Below are 15484 nucleotides of genomic sequence, written 5' to 3' on the forward strand. Positions count from 1 at the left end.
GGATTTGCCATGTCAAAAGATACCAATCTCTCCCCCGTACATGTCGTTGGTGGCGGTCTCGCAGGCTCCGAAGCCGCGTGGCAAATTGCGCAGGCCGGCGTGCCTGTGGTTCTGCATGAAATGCGGCCGGTTCGCGGCACAGATGCGCATAAGACGGAGCAGCTTGCAGAACTCGTCTGTTCGAACTCCTTCCGCTCTGATGATGCTGAAACCAATGCGGTCGGCGTGCTTCACGCCGAAATGCGTCTTGCCGGTTCGCTGATCATGGCGTGCGCCGACGCGCATCAGGTTCCGGCTGGTGGCGCACTCGCAGTTGATCGCGAGGGCTTTTCGCAGGCAGTGACAGCGAAACTCGAAGCGCACCCGCTGATTAGCATAGAGCGCGAAGAAATCACCGGCCTGCCCCCGGAAGAATGGGGCACAACGATTGTAGCAACCGGTCCGTTGACGGCACCGGCACTTGCGAAAGCCATTCAGGAACAGACAGGTGCTGATGCGCTCGCCTTCTTCGATGCCATTGCGCCGATCATTCACTTTGATTCGATCAATATGGATGTGTGCTGGTTCCAGTCGCGCTATGACAAGGTCGGTCCCGGCGGCACCGGCAAGGATTATATCAACTGCCCCATGGATAAGGAGCAGTATGAGGCTTTCGTTGCAGCCCTCATTGAAGGCGATACGACCGATTTCAAGGAATGGGAAGGCACGCCCTATTTCGATGGCTGCCTGCCAATCGAAGTTATGGCCGAGCGTGGTGCTGAAACACTGCGTCACGGCCCGATGAAGCCGATGGGCCTGACCAACGCGCATAATCCGACGGTCAAGGCCTATGCGGTTGTGCAGTTGCGCCAGGATAATGCGCTGGGCACGCTCTATAATATGGTCGGCTTTCAGACGAAGCTTAAGTACGGCACCCAGACCGGCATCTTCAAAATGATTCCCGGTCTTGAGAATGCCGAGTTTGCGCGTCTGGGTGGTCTGCATCGCAACACGTACCTTAACTCGCCAGTGCTGCTTGATAATGTGCTGCGGTTGAAGTCTCGCGAAAATCTGCGTTTCGCTGGCCAGATTACCGGCTGTGAAGGTTATGTCGAATCATCGGCTATTGGTCTCCTGGCCGGACGTTTTACCGCTGCTGAAAAGCTCGGCAAGACGCCTGTTGCGCCACCGCAGACCACCGCTTTTGGTGCCCTGCTCGGCCACATTACGGGAGGCCACATCGTTGCTGACGACGATGAACCCGGCAAACGCTCATTCCAGCCAATGAATGTGAATTTCGGCCTGTTTCCACCAATCGACGTACCAAAGCCGGAAGGCACGCGGCTGCGCGGCAAGGAAAAGACGATTGCGAAAAAGCGCGCCTTGTCTCAACGCGCACTCAGCGATTTCAAGCAATGGCTTGATAGCGACGCATAATTTCGAAAGAGATTATAAATCAAAATGATAAGGCAGTTTTCTTACGCAGAAAACTGCCTCTTTTTAAAAATTAGCGCGAAACATCAGCCATTGTTTGCGTATGGCTGAGAGATCGGCGACCTGATCGGCAGCTTTACCACCAAGCCGTTCAACGGACTTGAGATAATCAGGAACAAGTGCCATCGGCAGAAATGCCGGGCCGAGACTTTTAGGCAGGTTCTTTTTGGCCTTGTCAAAAATTGCCAGATGCTCGCGTGCAAGCGCCGTCATAACAGTGATCACGCGCTCATGCGCAGATTTATCTTCATTACCGAGGAAGGCGTCACGCGTCACGCCAACCGCCTGCAACATATCCCCAGGCACATAAAGCTGCCCACGACGACGATGAACAGGCATTAGACGCAAGAGCCCTGACACCGCCTGTGCAACACCCGCATGGCCAATCGTTTCGGTATGCTGTTGAGCAGCATCACGATCAAGAATAAACCCAGCAAGCTGGATCAGTGCCGAAGCGGTTTCGCCGCAATAGCCTTCCAGATCATTCCGGCTTGGCATCGGGTCATCGTAGAGATCGAAAATGCGCGCTTCGCAATAATTATCGAAAGCCACGCGCGGCAGATCATATTTATTGATCGTGTCGATCAGGGCTGCTGCAACCGGATGCGCATCCGCGCTTCCGCGTTCTTCACCATTGATGAGATCACGCCACCATTGCAGACGCACTTCACCGGGTAGTGGCTCATGCACCAGATCACGAATGCGGGCAATTTCCGCGTTAAAAGCATAAAGCGCTGCCAACCCGCCACGTTTGTCTTCTGGCGCATAAAGCACTGAAAGATAACGATCCCGGTCGGCTTCGCGCAGAAGCGTCAGGCAATGGTCTTCATTCTGGTTCATGGAAATCAGTCTACCGCAATGAGTGCGGCCGCAACGGCACGATCTTCCGCAAGCAGCACATTATAGGTGCGCACAGCAGCGCCCGTGCTCATTGGATCAGACGAAATACGATGCTCGCGCAGCAAAGCGCGCACATCCTCGGGAATACGGCGCAGATCCATTCCGGTGCCTACCAGAAGAATTTCGATGTCATTTGCCTGTTCGAGAATAGCACCGAGATCATCACACGACAGGACCGGCGGCGTGTGTGGTTGCCAGCCATGAATGCCTGACGGCAAGCACAGGATCGAGCCAATATGAGACATCTCTGCAAAGCGAAAACCGCCATTGCCATATGCATCAATGGGTGCACGGCCCGGAAAGTGAGCCTCTCGAATTTCTATGCCTTTTACCATTTTAGTTATCCAGATTGAGCGACTTCGCAAGATCGTCGCCCATTGCATCATCACCATCGGCTGCACGCGGCTTCAGGCCGAACTGCACGAGCAGAGGCGCTGCAATAAAGATCGAAGAATAAGTCGCTACGATAATCCCTACACTCAATGCCAATGCGAACATGCGAATATCAGCACCACCGAACATATAGAGCGGAACATGCGCAATGAAAGTCACAAAGGCTGTCGGTAATGTTCGCGAGAGGGTTTGATTGATGGAAGCGTCAATAATCGCAGGCAGTGGCGCACTGCTGTAGCGCTTCAAATTTTCACGCACGCGGTCATAGATCACGATCGTATCGTTGAGCGAATAACCAATAATCGTCAGAACCGCTGCTACGCTCCAGAGATTGAATTCCATACGGAAGACAATGAACACACCCGCAAGAATGATAACGTCATGGAGCGTCGAAAGAACCGCACCGAGCGCCAGCTGCCAGCGGAATCGGATCCAGACATAGACAAAGATACCAGCCAACGACAAAAACAGCGCCAAAAGACCTGCTTGGGAGAGTTGCTCGGAAACAGTAGGCCCGACAACTTCAACACGCTGGAACGAATAATCCGGCTCAAATTCGCCGCGCAGTTTGACTGCAACTGTCTGTTCCGCATCGTCGCCAACTTCCTGACTGCCGATGATCACAAGAGCCGAGCGTGGCGATTTGGCGGGAAGAACACGTGCACTGTCAATATTAAGCTCGCTCATGCGTTCTTCAATATCAGGCAGATTTGCATCCCCGCTGCGCGCCTGCAACTCCACCATCGAGCCACCACGGAAATCAATACCGTAGTTGATGCCGATATTGACGAACAGCGCGACAACGATTGCGCATGCAAGAACCGAGATGCCAAGCGTCACGAACTGAAGACGCATAAACGGAATATGCGTAACGGTTGGAACGAGCTTCAAACGGCGCTTCGGAATTTCTTTCGGCTTTGCGGTCCGAACCCACTGGGCGATCAGCAGACGCGTAAAGGTCAGCGTCGTAAACAGCGTCGTGAGAATACCGATTGTGACGGTGAGTGCAAAGCCATGAACCGGTCCAGACCCCATCAAGAACAGCACCAGAGCCGCAATCATAGTCGTAAGATTGGCGTCAACAATGGTTGAAAGCGCGCGATAAAAACCAGATTCCATTGCCTGAACGACTGAATAGCCTTTGCGGCGATCTTCGCGCACACGCTCATAAATCAGAATATTGGCATCAACCGCCATGCCAATGATCAGCACGATACCGGCCACACTGGCCAGTGAAATCGATGCGCCGATCAAGGACATGATTGCCACAAGGATAATCACATTGACGGCGAGCGCGACCATGGCGATCACGCCAAGCACGCCATAGGACAGGATCATGAACAGGCCGACAAGAAACGCTGCAAGAAGCGCTGCGGAAACAGCGGCGCTCGCATAATCATCGCCAAGCGCAGATGCAATTGTGCGTTCTTCGAGAACCGTTACAGGCTTAGGCAACGCACCGGAGCGCAAAACCACCGACATATTATTGGCAGATTGCAGATCGAATGCGCCTGATATCTGCAATTCATCCGTATCAAGCGGCTCGCTGACAACAGGTGCAGAAACAACCTGATTGTCGACAACGATTGCGAAGCTTTTACCGATAGCATGAGCGGTCGCAGCTGCGAGATTGCGGCGCCCCTTCTCATCAAGCGTCAATGTGATGACGGGCTCATTATCATCTTCGGAAAGCGTGGCTTTTGCATCGGTGACATCTTCACCGGTAAAAACAGGCTCATTTTTTACAAGATAACCAACCGGCGGATCATCATAGGAATAAATAATCTTGCTGTCGGCTGGGGGGGCTCCGCGGATCGCATCGTCGGGTGACATGCTGTCATCAACCGCACGAAACGAAAGATTACCCCGGATACTGAGAATATCTTTTAGAAGCTGAGCGTCATAAAGGCCCGGAACTTCTACGCGAATACGGTTGCGGCCCTCTTCCTCAACGACCGGGCTCCCGTAGCCCAATTCTTCAAGGCGCTGCCGCATAATGTTTTTGGTGCGATCAAGATCGCCGCTGCCAGGATTCTGCACCTGAAGAATGAGGCGAGAACCACCAGAAAGGTCGAGCCCAAGCGCCACCTGCTTTGTTGGCAAAAATCCGGGCAGATTGGCCAGTGTTTCACGCGAGAAAAAATTAGGCGACGCTATGATGAAGCTGGCAATGATTGCCAACCAGATCAAAGCCGATTTCCAACGTGAAAAATAAAGCATCGGGCAACAAATCCGTTTCGGCTTGTATAGATCGTGCCAGAGCGCATTTCGCGAACTGCTCTCCAGCCATGTGAAAGCACCACGGCAGCTGCCGGGACATGCACGATAATGATAGAGCCCCGGTTATGGAAACCTTACCGGGACTCCATCAGTCTAATAAAATTATTTGTTTTTGTTGTCGGCGACTGGTTCGCCCTTAACGCGCACTTCCGAAAGAGCGCTGCGCAGAACGCGGATCTTAACGCCTTCAGCGATTTCAACGTCGAGTTCGCCGTCGTCATGAACCTTCAGGACCTTTCCGACGATACCACCACCGGTGACAACCGTATCACCGCGACGAACAGCAGCCAGCATTTCCTGACGCTTTTTCATCTGCGTACGCTGTGGGCGGATGATGAGGAAATACATGATCACGAAGATCAAAACGAATGGCAGAATGCTCATGAGCATATCTGGTCCAGCGGCGCCGCCGGAGGCTTGTGCAAAAGCCGGGGTTACGAACATTAGGAACTCCTCTGAAGTCTCGAAGACAAATTCTTAATGGCATTACAATGGTTAGTGCGCCAATTGCAACCGACGATGACTTTACTCAGTCAAGGTCTAACACTTTTCCTGCATGCTGTGGCATGTTAAGCCCTGAGCCTCATCATCTGAGGGTATGGAATGACGACGGAAAATATACTCAGCCAGAAACTCGATCGCCTGATCGCTGCTCTGGAACGCATAGCACCGCCACAGCCGGGCGTCCCGGACCTTGAAGTCGCCGACTGCTTCGTCTGGGCACCGGAGCGGCTGACCCTTGATCCGGTCAAGCGCGTCAACCGCGTTGATATCGCGCTCATCCGCGGCGTTGATCTTGTCCGCGATCAGCTTGTCGATAATACCCGCCGCTTTGCCAAAGGTTACCCTGCGAACAATGTTCTGCTTTGGGGCGCACGCGGGATGGGCAAGTCATCGCTCGTCAAAGCAGCGCAAGCCAGCGTCAATGCGGAAATGGTTGGCAAACCACCACTCAAGCTCGTTGAAATTCACCGCGAAGATATCGACAGTCTCCCTGCCCTGATGAACATCATCAAGGAAGCGCCCTATCGCTTCATTCTGTTTTGCGATGATCTGTCGTTCGATCACGACGACACGTCCTATAAGTCGTTGAAAGCAGCGCTTGAAGGTGGCGTTGAAGGCCGCCCGGACAATGTAATTTTCTATGCAACGTCCAATCGCCGCCATCTGATGCCGCGCGATATGATTGATAATGAGCGCTCGACTGCCGTTAATCCATCGGAAGCGATCGAAGAAAAGGTTTCGCTGTCGGACCGATTTGGTCTCTGGCTCGGTTTCCATAAGTGCAGTCAGGATGACTATCTGGCGATGGTCGACGGTTATGCCGCACATTACAAGCTGGATTACGATCCGCAGGCGATGCATGCAGAAGCACTGACCTGGTCAACCACACGCGGCAACCGATCTGGCCGTGTTGCGTGGCAATATATTCAGGATCTCGCTGGCCGCCTGGGTCAAGCAATTTAAACACCCAAAAAAGGCGGGTTTGAAACCCGCCTTTGTTGCTTTTTAATGAAATTCCTATCAGGATTCCAGATACTTGGATGGATTGACCGGCGAAGAATTCTTGCGCACTTCAAAGTGCAGCTTTGGCGATTTCGCGTTGCCGCTCATGCCGGATTTTGCAATGTCTTCACCGCGGCGAACCTTCTGTCCGCGCTGCACGAGAATTTGGCTGTTGTGGCCATAAACCGTCACCAGACCATTGTCGTGGCGAATCAGAACCGTCTGACCAAACTCCTTCAAGCCATCGCCCGCATAGATAACGACGCCATTTTCGGCGGCCTTAACGGCAGTGCCTTCCGGCACCATAATGTCGATGCCGTCATTGACAGACGTCCCTTCACGCTGGCCAAAGCTTGCAAGAACGCGACCGCGAACTGGCCAACGCATCTGAGAGATGCCCGTCGAAGATGGTGCTGCTGACTGATCCTTTTCAGCGTCTTCGATCACCTTATTGCTCGCTTGCGGCGGCGTATAAGGCTTCACATTGGATGCTTCATTCGGTGCAATCGAAGCTGTTTTCACAGGTGCTTCTGTAGCTGATTTTACCGGCTGGGGTGCAACTGCTGCAACCTGTGTTGTGCCACCCGCTGCCGATGGAATTGTCAGAGACTGACCGACACGGATTGCACCATTGGTAAGACCATTCGCCTGCTTGAGCGTCTCGACCGGAACATTGTGCTTTTGCGCAATCGAATAAAGCGAATCGCCTGACTTGACCGTATAGCCACCCGCTGCAACAGTCTTCGCTGCTGCGACCGGAGCTTGCGCCGTAGGCGTCGTGACATGGTTAGCAGCCGGAAGCGGAACACCGTTTGCTGTGGCCGGCAACTGCCCAAGAACTTTGGAATTTGTGTTGATTGCAGTGCCCGCGGCACTCGCCATCTGCGTTCCAGCACTGTTTACCTTATTGGCAGCAACATTTTGCGCCTGATTAATCTGATTCTTTGTCTGTGCTGTCGCCGCGGCCACAGGTGCAGAAGAAACCGGCGGCAAACTGTTGCGCTGAACCGACCCGCTTGAAACAGGTTGCGCAGCCGCCACCGGCGCATAATTATCGCTGGCTGACTGTTGCACGACGCGCTGGTTAGGCGTGGAGCCGGTATAAAGACCATCCGTGAAGCGCATTGTATCGGCGCTGCACCCTGCACCAAAACCGGCAATCAGAACGATCGCTGCATTCCGCAGAAGACGTTCGGACGTATGCTGCAATATCGGAAAACGCATGTTCAACTCGCCCATACTCTAAAACTCACTTGGACTCATTAAAACGCGTTAATGTTACTCGCTGGTTAAGAAGGCCTCTTTCTTCGAAAAAATATTCACCAATTAAATACCATAAGCGCGAAAAACCATTCCGACGCGAAATCGCCAGAGCTTCGCAGTCGTCATAAAACCGAGGAAAGGCCTTCAATAAATGGCTGATAGCGCACAGGCATAATATTTTCCTGCTCAAAGCGGCTTCCAACCTTTGCGATGCGCGTCATAACCTGCTGGCCGTCGCCAGGCCCGGTCGGTGCGATAAGCACACCGTGCGTTGCCAGAAGCTCAACGAAATGACGCGGAATATCTTCGCAGGCAAGCCATATCACGATGCGATCAAACGGCCCGCCGGGCATGCCATGGCGTCCATCGGCGTGTTTAACCATGATATTTTCACGCTTGAGCGTTACAAATTGCTGCAAGGCGCGGTCACATAATTTTCGATAACGCTCAACAGTCGTGACACGGCCCGAAAGCGTCGCCATGACTGCCGCTGTAAAACCGGAGCCGGTGCCGATTTCCAAAACACGATGGCCCGACTCGAGTTGCAAAGCCGCAATCACGCGAGCCTGATCATCGATGCCTTCGATATACTCTCCGCAATCAAGCGGCACAGTCCGCTGGCTGAATGCCATATGTCCCCACGCCGACCCCATAAAGCTCTGTCGCGGCGTTAATTCAATGGCTGCAAAGAGGCGGGGATCATTGATTCCCCGCGCTCGCATACGCATGACGAAGGATGCAAATCCTTCCCTGTCCGAAAGCTGCGGGCGTTCAGACACAGCCTGATTCATGCTTCAACCCCAAGTGCCTTGCTCAGATCAGCCCGAACCTTATGCGCTGTCAGATCAAGCTGAAGCGGTGTTACAGATATATGATCATTGCGAATAGCAGCTATATCGCTGTCGACAGCAACTTCAGATTTGGCGCGGCGAAACTGCAGCCAGAAATAAGGAAAGCCACGACCGTCTCGGCGCTCATCAAGACGGGCGTCATGGCTGAGTTTGCCCTGCCCGGTCACGCATGTGCCTTTCACGTCGTCGGGATCGCAATTCGGGAAGTTAATATTGAGCAGCACGCCCTCCGGCCAGCCGGCCTCAATCAACTTTTTGATAAGAGCAGGCGCATGGGCCTCTGCTGTTTCCCACGGAACAATCCGGCGGTCGGCTTCGTATTCATACTCCTGCGAGAGTGCTATCGATTTAACGCCAAGAAGCGTGCCTTCCATGGCTCCCGCGACCGTGCCCGAATAAGTCACATCGTCGGCCATGTTGGCACCCGAATTGACACCGGACAGGATGAGGTCCGGTGCTTCCGGGAGAACATGACGCACACCCATGATCACGCAATCAGTGGGCGTGCCACGCAGTGCGAAATGGCGGTCATCGATCTGGCGCAGGCGAAGCGGCTCCGAAAGCGTCAACGAGTGTGCGAGACCGCTCTGGTCAGTCTCCGGTGCCACAACCCAGACATCATCAGAGAGCTGGCGTGCGATACGCTCCAGAACTGCGAGGCCTTCAGCATGGATACCATCATCGTTCGTCAGCAGAATTCGCACGTCGTCTCTCCTTCATTCAGGTCATTAACTGTTTAAATTCACGCGGCTTTTTCGATGCGCGTGAGGCCGCCCATATAGGGCTGCAATGCTTCAGGAATATGAACGCTGCCATCTTCCTGCTGATAATTTTCCATAACAGCAATCAATGCACGGCCAACAGCGACACCCGAACCATTAAGCGTATGAACAAAGCGCGTGGTCTTCTCCCCTTCCGGCCGATAACGTGCATTCATGCGGCGGCCCTGAAAATCGCCGCATACCGAGCAGCTGGAGATTTCGCGATAGGCATTCTGGCCCGGCATCCAGACTTCAATGTCGTAAGTCTTCTGCGCACCAAAGCCCATATCGCCCGTGCACAGAACCACGGTGCGGAATGGCAGACCGAGGCGTTTTAACACTTCTTCCGCACAAGCTGTCATGCGTTCATGTTCGGCGGCCGAACTTTCTGCATCGGTGATCGACACCATTTCCACTTTAAGAAACTGGTGTTGACGCAACATACCGCGCGTATCACGACCGGCAGAACCGGCTTCCGAACGGAAGCAAGGCGTTAAGGCTGTATAGCGCTGTGGCAGCGACTTGAGATCAACAATTTCGTCCGCAACCAGATTGGTCAGCGGCACTTCGGCGGTTGGAATAAGCCAGCGGCCATCGGTCGTGCGAAACAGGTCTTCCGAAAACTTCGGCAACTGCCCCGTGCCATAAACAGCCTCGTCGCGCACCATCAGTGGCGGCATGGTTTCCAGATAGCCGTGCTCTGTGGTGTGCAGATCAAGCATAAACTGGCCCAAAGCACGTTCAAGACGCGCAAGTGGACCTTTCAAAACGGTAAAACGGGCACCGGCAATTTTGGCCGCGCGCTCAAAATCCATGTAACCGAGCGCCTCGCCCAACTCATAATGCTCTTTTGGTGTGAACGAGAAATTGCGTTGATTGCCAATACGGCGGATTTCAACGTTATCCGCCTCATCCTTGCCGAGTGGCACATCATCTGCCGGCACATTTGGAAGGCTTGAGAGCGCGTCATTGAGTTCTTTCACCAAACGACGTTCTGTTTCCTCAGCTTCCGTGAGGAACGCCTTCAGCTCACCCACCTCGGCCTTGAGCTTATCAGCCCTTGCTGCATCCTTCTCGGCCATAGCCTTGCCGATTTCCTTGGAAGCAGCATTGCGGCGCTCCTGAGCGGCCTGAACCTTGCCAACATGCTCACGACGCTTTTCATCCAGCGCGATCAGTTCGGACGAGACTGCCCCTGCTCCGCGCTTTGCAAGCGCTGCATCGAAAGCTTCAGGGTTTTCGCGAATCCATTTGATATCGAGCATGGGAAAAGCCGTTTCTTGAAATTTAACAACAAGAGAGGCTGCCGGGTTGCAGCCTCTGTTTAGCATATGTCCGGATCAGGAAGCGCTGTCCTCAGCGTCTTCTTTCGCCTCTCTCCGCTGCTTCTCAATCATCCGGGCCAATATGATGGAAATCTCGTAGAGAAGGATCGTCGGAATGGCAAGACCGATCTGGCTGGCAGGATCGGGAGGTGTGAGCACCGCAGCAACCACAAAGGCGATAACAATTGCGTATTTTCGTTTGTCTTTTAGCCCTTCCGAAGTCAGCAAACCCGCACGTGTCAGAAGGCTGGTTATAACAGGCAACTGGAACACGAGACCAAAAGCAAAAATGAGCGTCATGATGAGGCTCAAATATTCAGACACTTTCGGCAGAAGCGAAATTTGCACTTCCCCGTTACCGCCGGTCTGCTGCATCGCCAGGAAGAACCACATCACCATCGGAGTGAAGAAGAAATAAACAAGCGCGCCGCCAATGAGGAACAGAATCGGCGAAGCAATCAGGAAAGGCAGGAACGCCATACGCTCATGCTTGTAGAGGCCAGGCGCAACGAATTTGTAAATCTGCGCAGCAATAATCGGGAATGCCAGAACAACGCCGCCAAACATGGCAACCTTGACCTGCGTAAAGAAGAATTCCTGCGGAGCGGTGTAGATCAGTTCAGCCTTTGAACGATCCATACCCGCCCAGTCAATTGCCCACTGATACGGCACGACGAGCAGATTGAAGAGATGTTTTGCGAAAGCAAAACAGAAAATAAAAGCAATAAAGAACGCCAAAATCGCCCAAATCAGGCGACGACGCAGTTCAATCAGGTGTTCGAGCAGAGGTGCGGCGCTCTGTTCAATTTCGGCCTCATCCCGTTTCACGCTTTGGTTCCTGTCTTTTCAGTCGTCTTTTTCGTGGGCTTGCTTGCTGCAGGCTTGGCCGCAGATACCTTCTTCGGCGCAGCAGGCTTTGCAACGGGTTCTGCTTTGGTGCTAGTCTTAGGCTTTGCCGCTGTCGCTTTCGTCTTAGCTGGCTTATCAGCCAAAACTGCAGGCGAAGCCTTCTTACGCGTTGCCTTTGGCTTGATCACAGCCGCCTCAACAGGCGCATCAACGGGAACCGTAGCACCGGTGGCTTCGACCGGCATTGCAACCTCGGCCACTTTTGCAGGTTCAGGCGGAGACATGGATGTTGTGGACTGAAGGCCAGCGCGAATATCTTCGCCAGCACTGCGAATCGGGTCAAACACTTCCGTCAGTTTGGAACGTGGATTGAGCTTACGCGCCTCATCAACGATAGTCTTCACATCCTCCAGTTCAGCTTCTTTCAAAGCCTCATTGAATTGATGTTTGAATTCATTCGCTGTCGAACGCATACGCGCCGTCGCTTTGCCAAAAGCTCTGAGCATCTTCGGCAAATCTTTTGGCCCAACCACCACGATCATGACGATCGCGATAATCAGCAGTTCAGACCAACCGATATCCAACATATTTTGCTACTCCGCGCTTTGATCGCGCGCGTCCCGTCTTTCGGCGGAAAACCGCACATTATTATGGAAAATATGCCGCGATTTGAATAATCACAGCACAATTTCACGACAGATCAGGACTTTGTCGTCTTTTTGACATCGCTGACGGTTTCTTCCGCCTTGGCATCAATTGTACGTGTATCGGTCTTGGCGTCTTCCTTAGCAGCGTCTTCTTCAGACATGCCCTGCTTAAAATTCTTGATACCCTTGGCAACGTCGCCCATCAGTTCAGGAATCTTGCCACGGCCAAACAGAAGCAGCACAACTGCAAGAACGATCAGCCAGTGCCAGATAGAAAAGCTACCCATTTTATTCCTCTCATTGCCGTGAAATCACGGCTTATTCCTGTATTGCTGACTATGATTTAAGCGCTTTCAACAAATCTTTCAAACGGAAGTATGGCGGTGAGCGCTGTTAGATTGATTTTATTTGCTCAATCTCGACTTTCGAAAGTGTGCCGTATCTTATTCAAATCAAGCAAACCGCCTTCATCTTTGTTTTATGCATGCCCTGTTCCCACTTTCGGGAAACGCGCTTTTCACTCTGCACGCGGCGCAAGCAATCCCAGCCCTTCAAGATCAATATCTTCGAGTGGCTCTTCATCATCGGTTAGTTCATCCGGGTCAATATTGGGAACGGAAACACTAAATCCTGATGGTATGCGCGCTGACAAAAGCCCCGCGCCACGCAATTCTTCCAAACCCGGCAAATCCCGAATCTCCGGCAAGCCGAACTGGTCGAGAAAGGCGTCGGTCGTGCCATAAGTCACCGGGCGTCCCGGCGTCCGGCGACGACCACGGAGTTTGATCCAGCCTGTTTCCATTAGCACATCAAGCGTGCCCTTGGAGGTTTCAACACCGCGAATATCTTCAAGTTCTGCGCGTGTTACCGGCTGATGATAGGCAATGATTGCAAGCACTTCCATTGCCGCACGCGAAAGCTTGCGCTGCTGCACAGTCTCCCGGCTCAGAAGAAATCGAAGATCGGGTGCCGTGCGAAAAGCCCATGCTGCCCCCACCTGAACCAGATGAACACCACGCCCTTCATAGATTTTCTGAAGATGCAACACGATCGCGGGAATATCGGCATTGGCAGGCAGGCGCTCCGCAAGAGCCCGTTCGGAAACAGGCTCTGCTGATGCAAAGATTATGGCTTCCACCACACGGGCATTTTCCGCAAGCGCTGTAGTATCAGCCGGATGTTGACTATCGTCATCACCATCCCTTGAGATTTCCGCTTCAGACATTGTCGTCCTCATCCAGTTCGCGCAATCCATGTGCTGCGCGCATATAGATTGGCTCAAAAGGTGCATTCTGCCGTACTTCCAGTTTGCCTTCACGCACCAGTTCCAGGCTTGCGGCAAAAGAACTCGCGAGAGCGGAAGCCCTCTCCTGCGGCGTCAGCGCATAATGGATCAGAAAATGATCAAGAGCGACCCAGTCTGCACTTGCCCCCATCAGACGCACGAGCGCACCCCGCGCTTCCTTCAAAGACCATACAGTACGCTTTTCAATCTGGACATGGGAGACGGCCTGCCGCTGCCGTTGCGAGGCATAGGCTGTCAACAATTCATATAATGAAGCCGAAAACTGGCTGGAGCGATCAACCACGACCAATTCGGGCATGCCACGGGCGAACACATCGCGGCCCAGACGATTTCGGTTTACGAGCTTTGCGGCAGCATCCCGCATGGCTTCAAGCCGCTTGAGGCGGAATTGCAGCGACGCAATCAGTTCCTCTCCAGTCGCTTCATCGTCATCGTGTTGCTTCGGGATCAGCAACTTGGATTTCAAATAAGCAAGCCACGCCGCCATTACGAGATAATCGGCGGCAAGCTCAAGCTGAAGCGCCTGCACCTGCTCAACAAAGTGCAGATATTGTTCAGCAAGCGCCAAGATGGAAATGCGTGACAGATCAACCCGTTGATTGCGCGCAAGATGCAACAGCAGGTCAAGCGGGCCTTCAAAGCCCTGCACATCAATCAGCAGTGAAGGCTCGTTCTCAGCGCGGTCGGTTTCGCCCTGCCACAGTGTATCCATCGGCACGTTGGTACCGTCTTTGCCACTTGTGTTGGTTACCGATTGAGCCACCCGTTTTTCCTGACTGCTATTGTTCTTAAGCTGATCGACCAAGCTTCATTGTTTAAGCGACCACGCCGAACATTTGCCCAAACTCTTCGCGCAATTCTTCCTCATCCGAAAGATCGGGGTCGCCAGCATAAACCTCTGCGAGGTCGGCACGATTGCGGGATTTGCCTTCAAGCACCGGCACGCGCGCTGCAACTTTCACCAGCTCTTCCATCACACCCGCACAATAAAGAACAATGTCACAGCCCGCATTGGTAATGCCTTCGGCAATATCGCCCAGATCGCCCGACAGAGCTTTCATGGAAATGTCGTCGCTGATGACCAGTCCGTCGAACTGAATGACATCGCGAATGATCGTATTGATCACCGTTGGCGACAAAGTGGATGGCCACTTTGGATCGATACAGTCGAAGATCACATGCGCTGTCATAGCCATTGGCAGATCATTCAGCGCCTTGAACGGTACAAAATCATGTGCGACCAATTCGGAAAGCGGCGCCCCCACGCGCGCCAGTTCCTTATGGGTATCGCTGAAGGCGCGGCCATGGCCCGGCATATGTTTGATGACCGGCAAGACACCGCCAGCCAGCAATCCTTCGGCAGCAGCGCGGCCCATCGCAGCAACATTATACGCGTTTTTGGAATAGGCCCGTGCCCCGATGACATCATGTGCTCCTTCAATCGGAACATCGAGAACCGGCAAACAATCAGCATTGATGCCGACTTTCAAAAGATCGAAAGCATGAAGGCGCGCATGCAGCCATGCGGCGCGAAGGCCAGCATCGGCATCGCGATCATAAATCGCACCAATTTCTGCTGCCGCAGGATAATTCGGAACAAGCGGTGGTCGAAGGCGCTGGACGCGGCCACCTTCCTGATCGACAAATATCGGTGTTTGCGGGCGGTCTGTCACATCGCGCAATTGCGCAGTTAAGTCCGCGACTTGCTCCAGACTTTCCACATTGCGTGCAAAGAGAATAAAACCCCAAGGCCTTTCATTGCGGAAAAAGGCCACCTCGTCGGGCGTAAGCTTCGTTCCCGCTACACCGGCGATCCACGCCTTGCACTCTTTCATGCAACATTCCTTCGATCTGTTTGCGCTTGGGGTCTGGGGAGATTTAGACCAAAAAACTACTCTATGGTAGCATATGAAAAAGGGCGGCCAATGCC

At 53.3% G+C, this 15484-nt stretch carries 16 protein-coding genes; 2 read left to right on the forward strand and 14 right to left on the reverse strand.

Going from position 1 to position 15484, the window contains the following annotated elements; genetic code table 11:
* The first annotated feature begins 9 nt into the window (after nt 1-9).
* Nucleotides 10-1416, forward strand: coding sequence for a methylenetetrahydrofolate--tRNA-(uracil(54)-C(5))-methyltransferase (FADH(2)-oxidizing) TrmFO (gene trmFO / locus ABE530_RS07820; protein ID WP_265983648.1), 1407 nt, complete (start codon nt 10-12; stop codon nt 1414-1416).
* A gap of 63 nt (nt 1417-1479) precedes the next feature.
* Here the strand turns inward: trmFO and ABE530_RS07825 are convergent, their stop codons facing one another.
* From ABE530_RS07825 to yajC, 4 genes are all read right to left on the reverse strand, one after another.
* Nucleotides 1480-2313, reverse strand: coding sequence for a phytoene/squalene synthase family protein (locus ABE530_RS07825; protein ID WP_499694166.1), 834 nt, complete (start codon nt 2311-2313; stop codon nt 1480-1482).
* Nucleotides 2314-2318: 5 nt separating this feature from the next.
* Nucleotides 2319-2708: an Mth938-like domain-containing protein gene (locus tag ABE530_RS07830; RefSeq protein WP_265983644.1), complete on the reverse strand. Its 390-nt coding sequence runs from the start codon at nt 2706-2708 to the stop codon at nt 2319-2321.
* Between the two features lies 1 nt (nt 2709).
* Complete coding sequence (secDF, locus tag ABE530_RS07835; protein ID WP_499694167.1) at nt 2710-4986, reverse strand: protein translocase subunit SecDF; 2277 nt, start codon at nt 4984-4986, stop codon at nt 2710-2712.
* Between the two features lie 162 nt (nt 4987-5148).
* Nucleotides 5149-5490 carry a preprotein translocase subunit YajC gene (gene yajC, locus ABE530_RS07840; RefSeq protein ID WP_265983640.1) on the reverse strand — a complete coding sequence of 114 codons (342 nt, stop codon included), beginning with the start codon at nt 5488-5490 and terminating at the stop codon, nt 5149-5151.
* 159 nt (nt 5491-5649) lie between these two features.
* Here yajC and ABE530_RS07845 point away from each other — a divergent pair, with 159 nt between their 5' ends.
* Nucleotides 5650-6513 (forward strand): ATP-binding protein, encoded by an 864-nt coding sequence (locus ABE530_RS07845; RefSeq protein ID WP_265983638.1) that lies wholly within the window; start codon nt 5650-5652, stop codon nt 6511-6513.
* A gap of 57 nt (nt 6514-6570) precedes the next feature.
* Here the strand turns inward: ABE530_RS07845 and dipM are convergent, their stop codons facing one another.
* The 10 genes from dipM to nagZ all read right to left on the reverse strand — a co-directional run bounded on the left by dipM (nt 6571) and on the right by nagZ (nt 15389).
* Nucleotides 6571-7791 carry a cell division endopeptidase DipM gene (gene dipM / locus ABE530_RS07850; RefSeq protein WP_499694168.1) on the reverse strand — a complete coding sequence of 407 codons (1221 nt, stop codon included), beginning with the start codon at nt 7789-7791 and terminating at the stop codon, nt 6571-6573.
* Nucleotides 7792-7937: 146 nt separating this feature from the next.
* The gene (locus ABE530_RS07855) at nt 7938-8606 is read right to left on the reverse strand and encodes a protein-L-isoaspartate(D-aspartate) O-methyltransferase (protein ID WP_499694169.1); all 669 of its coding nucleotides are present in this window, start codon (nt 8604-8606) and stop codon (nt 7938-7940) included.
* Nucleotides 8603-9370: a 5'/3'-nucleotidase SurE gene (gene surE, locus ABE530_RS07860; RefSeq protein WP_265983634.1), complete on the reverse strand. Its 768-nt coding sequence runs from the start codon at nt 9368-9370 to the stop codon at nt 8603-8605. Before surE ends, ABE530_RS07855 begins: the two co-directional genes overlap by 4 nt.
* Nucleotides 9371-9408: 38 nt before the next feature.
* Nucleotides 9409-10692: a serine--tRNA ligase gene (gene serS / locus ABE530_RS07865; protein ID WP_499694170.1), complete on the reverse strand. Its 1284-nt coding sequence runs from the start codon at nt 10690-10692 to the stop codon at nt 9409-9411.
* Nucleotides 10693-10767: 75 nt separating this feature from the next.
* On the reverse strand, nt 10768-11580 hold the full coding sequence (gene tatC / locus ABE530_RS07870) for a twin-arginine translocase subunit TatC (RefSeq protein ID WP_499694171.1): 813 nt from the start codon (nt 11578-11580) through the stop codon (nt 10768-10770).
* Nucleotides 11577-12188: a Sec-independent protein translocase protein TatB gene (gene tatB / locus ABE530_RS07875; RefSeq protein WP_499694172.1), complete on the reverse strand. Its 612-nt coding sequence runs from the start codon at nt 12186-12188 to the stop codon at nt 11577-11579. The genes tatC and tatB overlap by 4 nt, the downstream gene beginning before the upstream one ends.
* A gap of 113 nt (nt 12189-12301) precedes the next feature.
* A complete protein-coding gene (locus ABE530_RS07880; RefSeq protein ID WP_265983627.1) occupies nt 12302-12535 on the reverse strand; it encodes a twin-arginine translocase TatA/TatE family subunit in 234 nt (77 codons plus the stop codon).
* 230 nt (nt 12536-12765) lie between these two features.
* On the reverse strand, nt 12766-13473 hold the full coding sequence (gene scpB, locus ABE530_RS07885) for an SMC-Scp complex subunit ScpB (RefSeq protein ID WP_499694173.1): 708 nt from the start codon (nt 13471-13473) through the stop codon (nt 12766-12768).
* Entirely contained in the window at nt 13466-14266 is an 801-nt protein-coding gene (locus ABE530_RS07890; RefSeq protein WP_499694240.1) for a segregation and condensation protein A, read from the reverse strand. The genes scpB and ABE530_RS07890 overlap by 8 nt, the downstream gene beginning before the upstream one ends.
* Nucleotides 14267-14369: 103 nt before the next feature.
* Nucleotides 14370-15389, reverse strand: a complete 1020-nt coding sequence (gene nagZ / locus ABE530_RS07895) for a beta-N-acetylhexosaminidase (RefSeq protein ID WP_499694174.1) — start codon at nt 15387-15389, stop codon at nt 14370-14372.
* Between the last annotated feature and the right edge of the window lie 95 nt (nt 15390-15484).

Source organism: Brucella sp. TWI559 (assembly GCF_039674265.1).
Classification (GTDB): Bacteria; Pseudomonadota; Alphaproteobacteria; order Rhizobiales; family Rhizobiaceae; genus Brucella; species Brucella chromiisoli.

Excerpts from the sequence above, each read along its gene's own strand:
- scpB (WP_499694173.1), bottom strand. The coding sequence starts at position 13,473 with ATGTCTGAAGCGGAAATCTCAAGGGATGGTGATGACGATAGTCAACAT.
- ABE530_RS07845 (WP_265983638.1), top strand. The coding sequence starts at position 5,650 with ATGACGACGGAAAATATACTCAGCCAGAAACTCGATCGCCTGATCGCT.
- nagZ (WP_499694174.1), bottom strand. The coding sequence starts at position 15,389 with ATGAAAGAGTGCAAGGCGTGGATCGCCGGTGTAGCGGGAACGAAGCTT.
- ABE530_RS07825 (WP_499694166.1), bottom strand. The coding sequence starts at position 2,313 with ATGAACCAGAATGAAGACCATTGCCTGACGCTTCTGCGCGAAGCCGAC.
- yajC (WP_265983640.1), bottom strand. The coding sequence starts at position 5,490 with ATGTTCGTAACCCCGGCTTTTGCACAAGCCTCCGGCGGCGCCGCTGGA.
- ABE530_RS07855 (WP_499694169.1), bottom strand. The coding sequence starts at position 8,606 with ATGAATCAGGCTGTGTCTGAACGCCCGCAGCTTTCGGACAGGGAAGGA.
- ABE530_RS07880 (WP_265983627.1), bottom strand. The coding sequence starts at position 12,535 with ATGGGTAGCTTTTCTATCTGGCACTGGCTGATCGTTCTTGCAGTTGTG.
- trmFO (WP_265983648.1), top strand. The coding sequence starts at position 10 with ATGTCAAAAGATACCAATCTCTCCCCCGTACATGTCGTTGGTGGCGGT.
- tatB (WP_499694172.1), bottom strand. The coding sequence starts at position 12,188 with ATGTTGGATATCGGTTGGTCTGAACTGCTGATTATCGCGATCGTCATG.
- secDF (WP_499694167.1), bottom strand. The coding sequence starts at position 4,986 with ATGCTTTATTTTTCACGTTGGAAATCGGCTTTGATCTGGTTGGCAATC.
- ABE530_RS07890 (WP_499694240.1), bottom strand. The coding sequence starts at position 14,266 with ATGGATACACTGTGGCAGGGCGAAACCGACCGCGCTGAGAACGAGCCT.
- ABE530_RS07830 (WP_265983644.1), bottom strand. The coding sequence starts at position 2,708 with ATGGTAAAAGGCATAGAAATTCGAGAGGCTCACTTTCCGGGCCGTGCA.
- serS (WP_499694170.1), bottom strand. The coding sequence starts at position 10,692 with ATGCTCGATATCAAATGGATTCGCGAAAACCCTGAAGCTTTCGATGCA.
- dipM (WP_499694168.1), bottom strand. The coding sequence starts at position 7,791 with ATGGGCGAGTTGAACATGCGTTTTCCGATATTGCAGCATACGTCCGAA.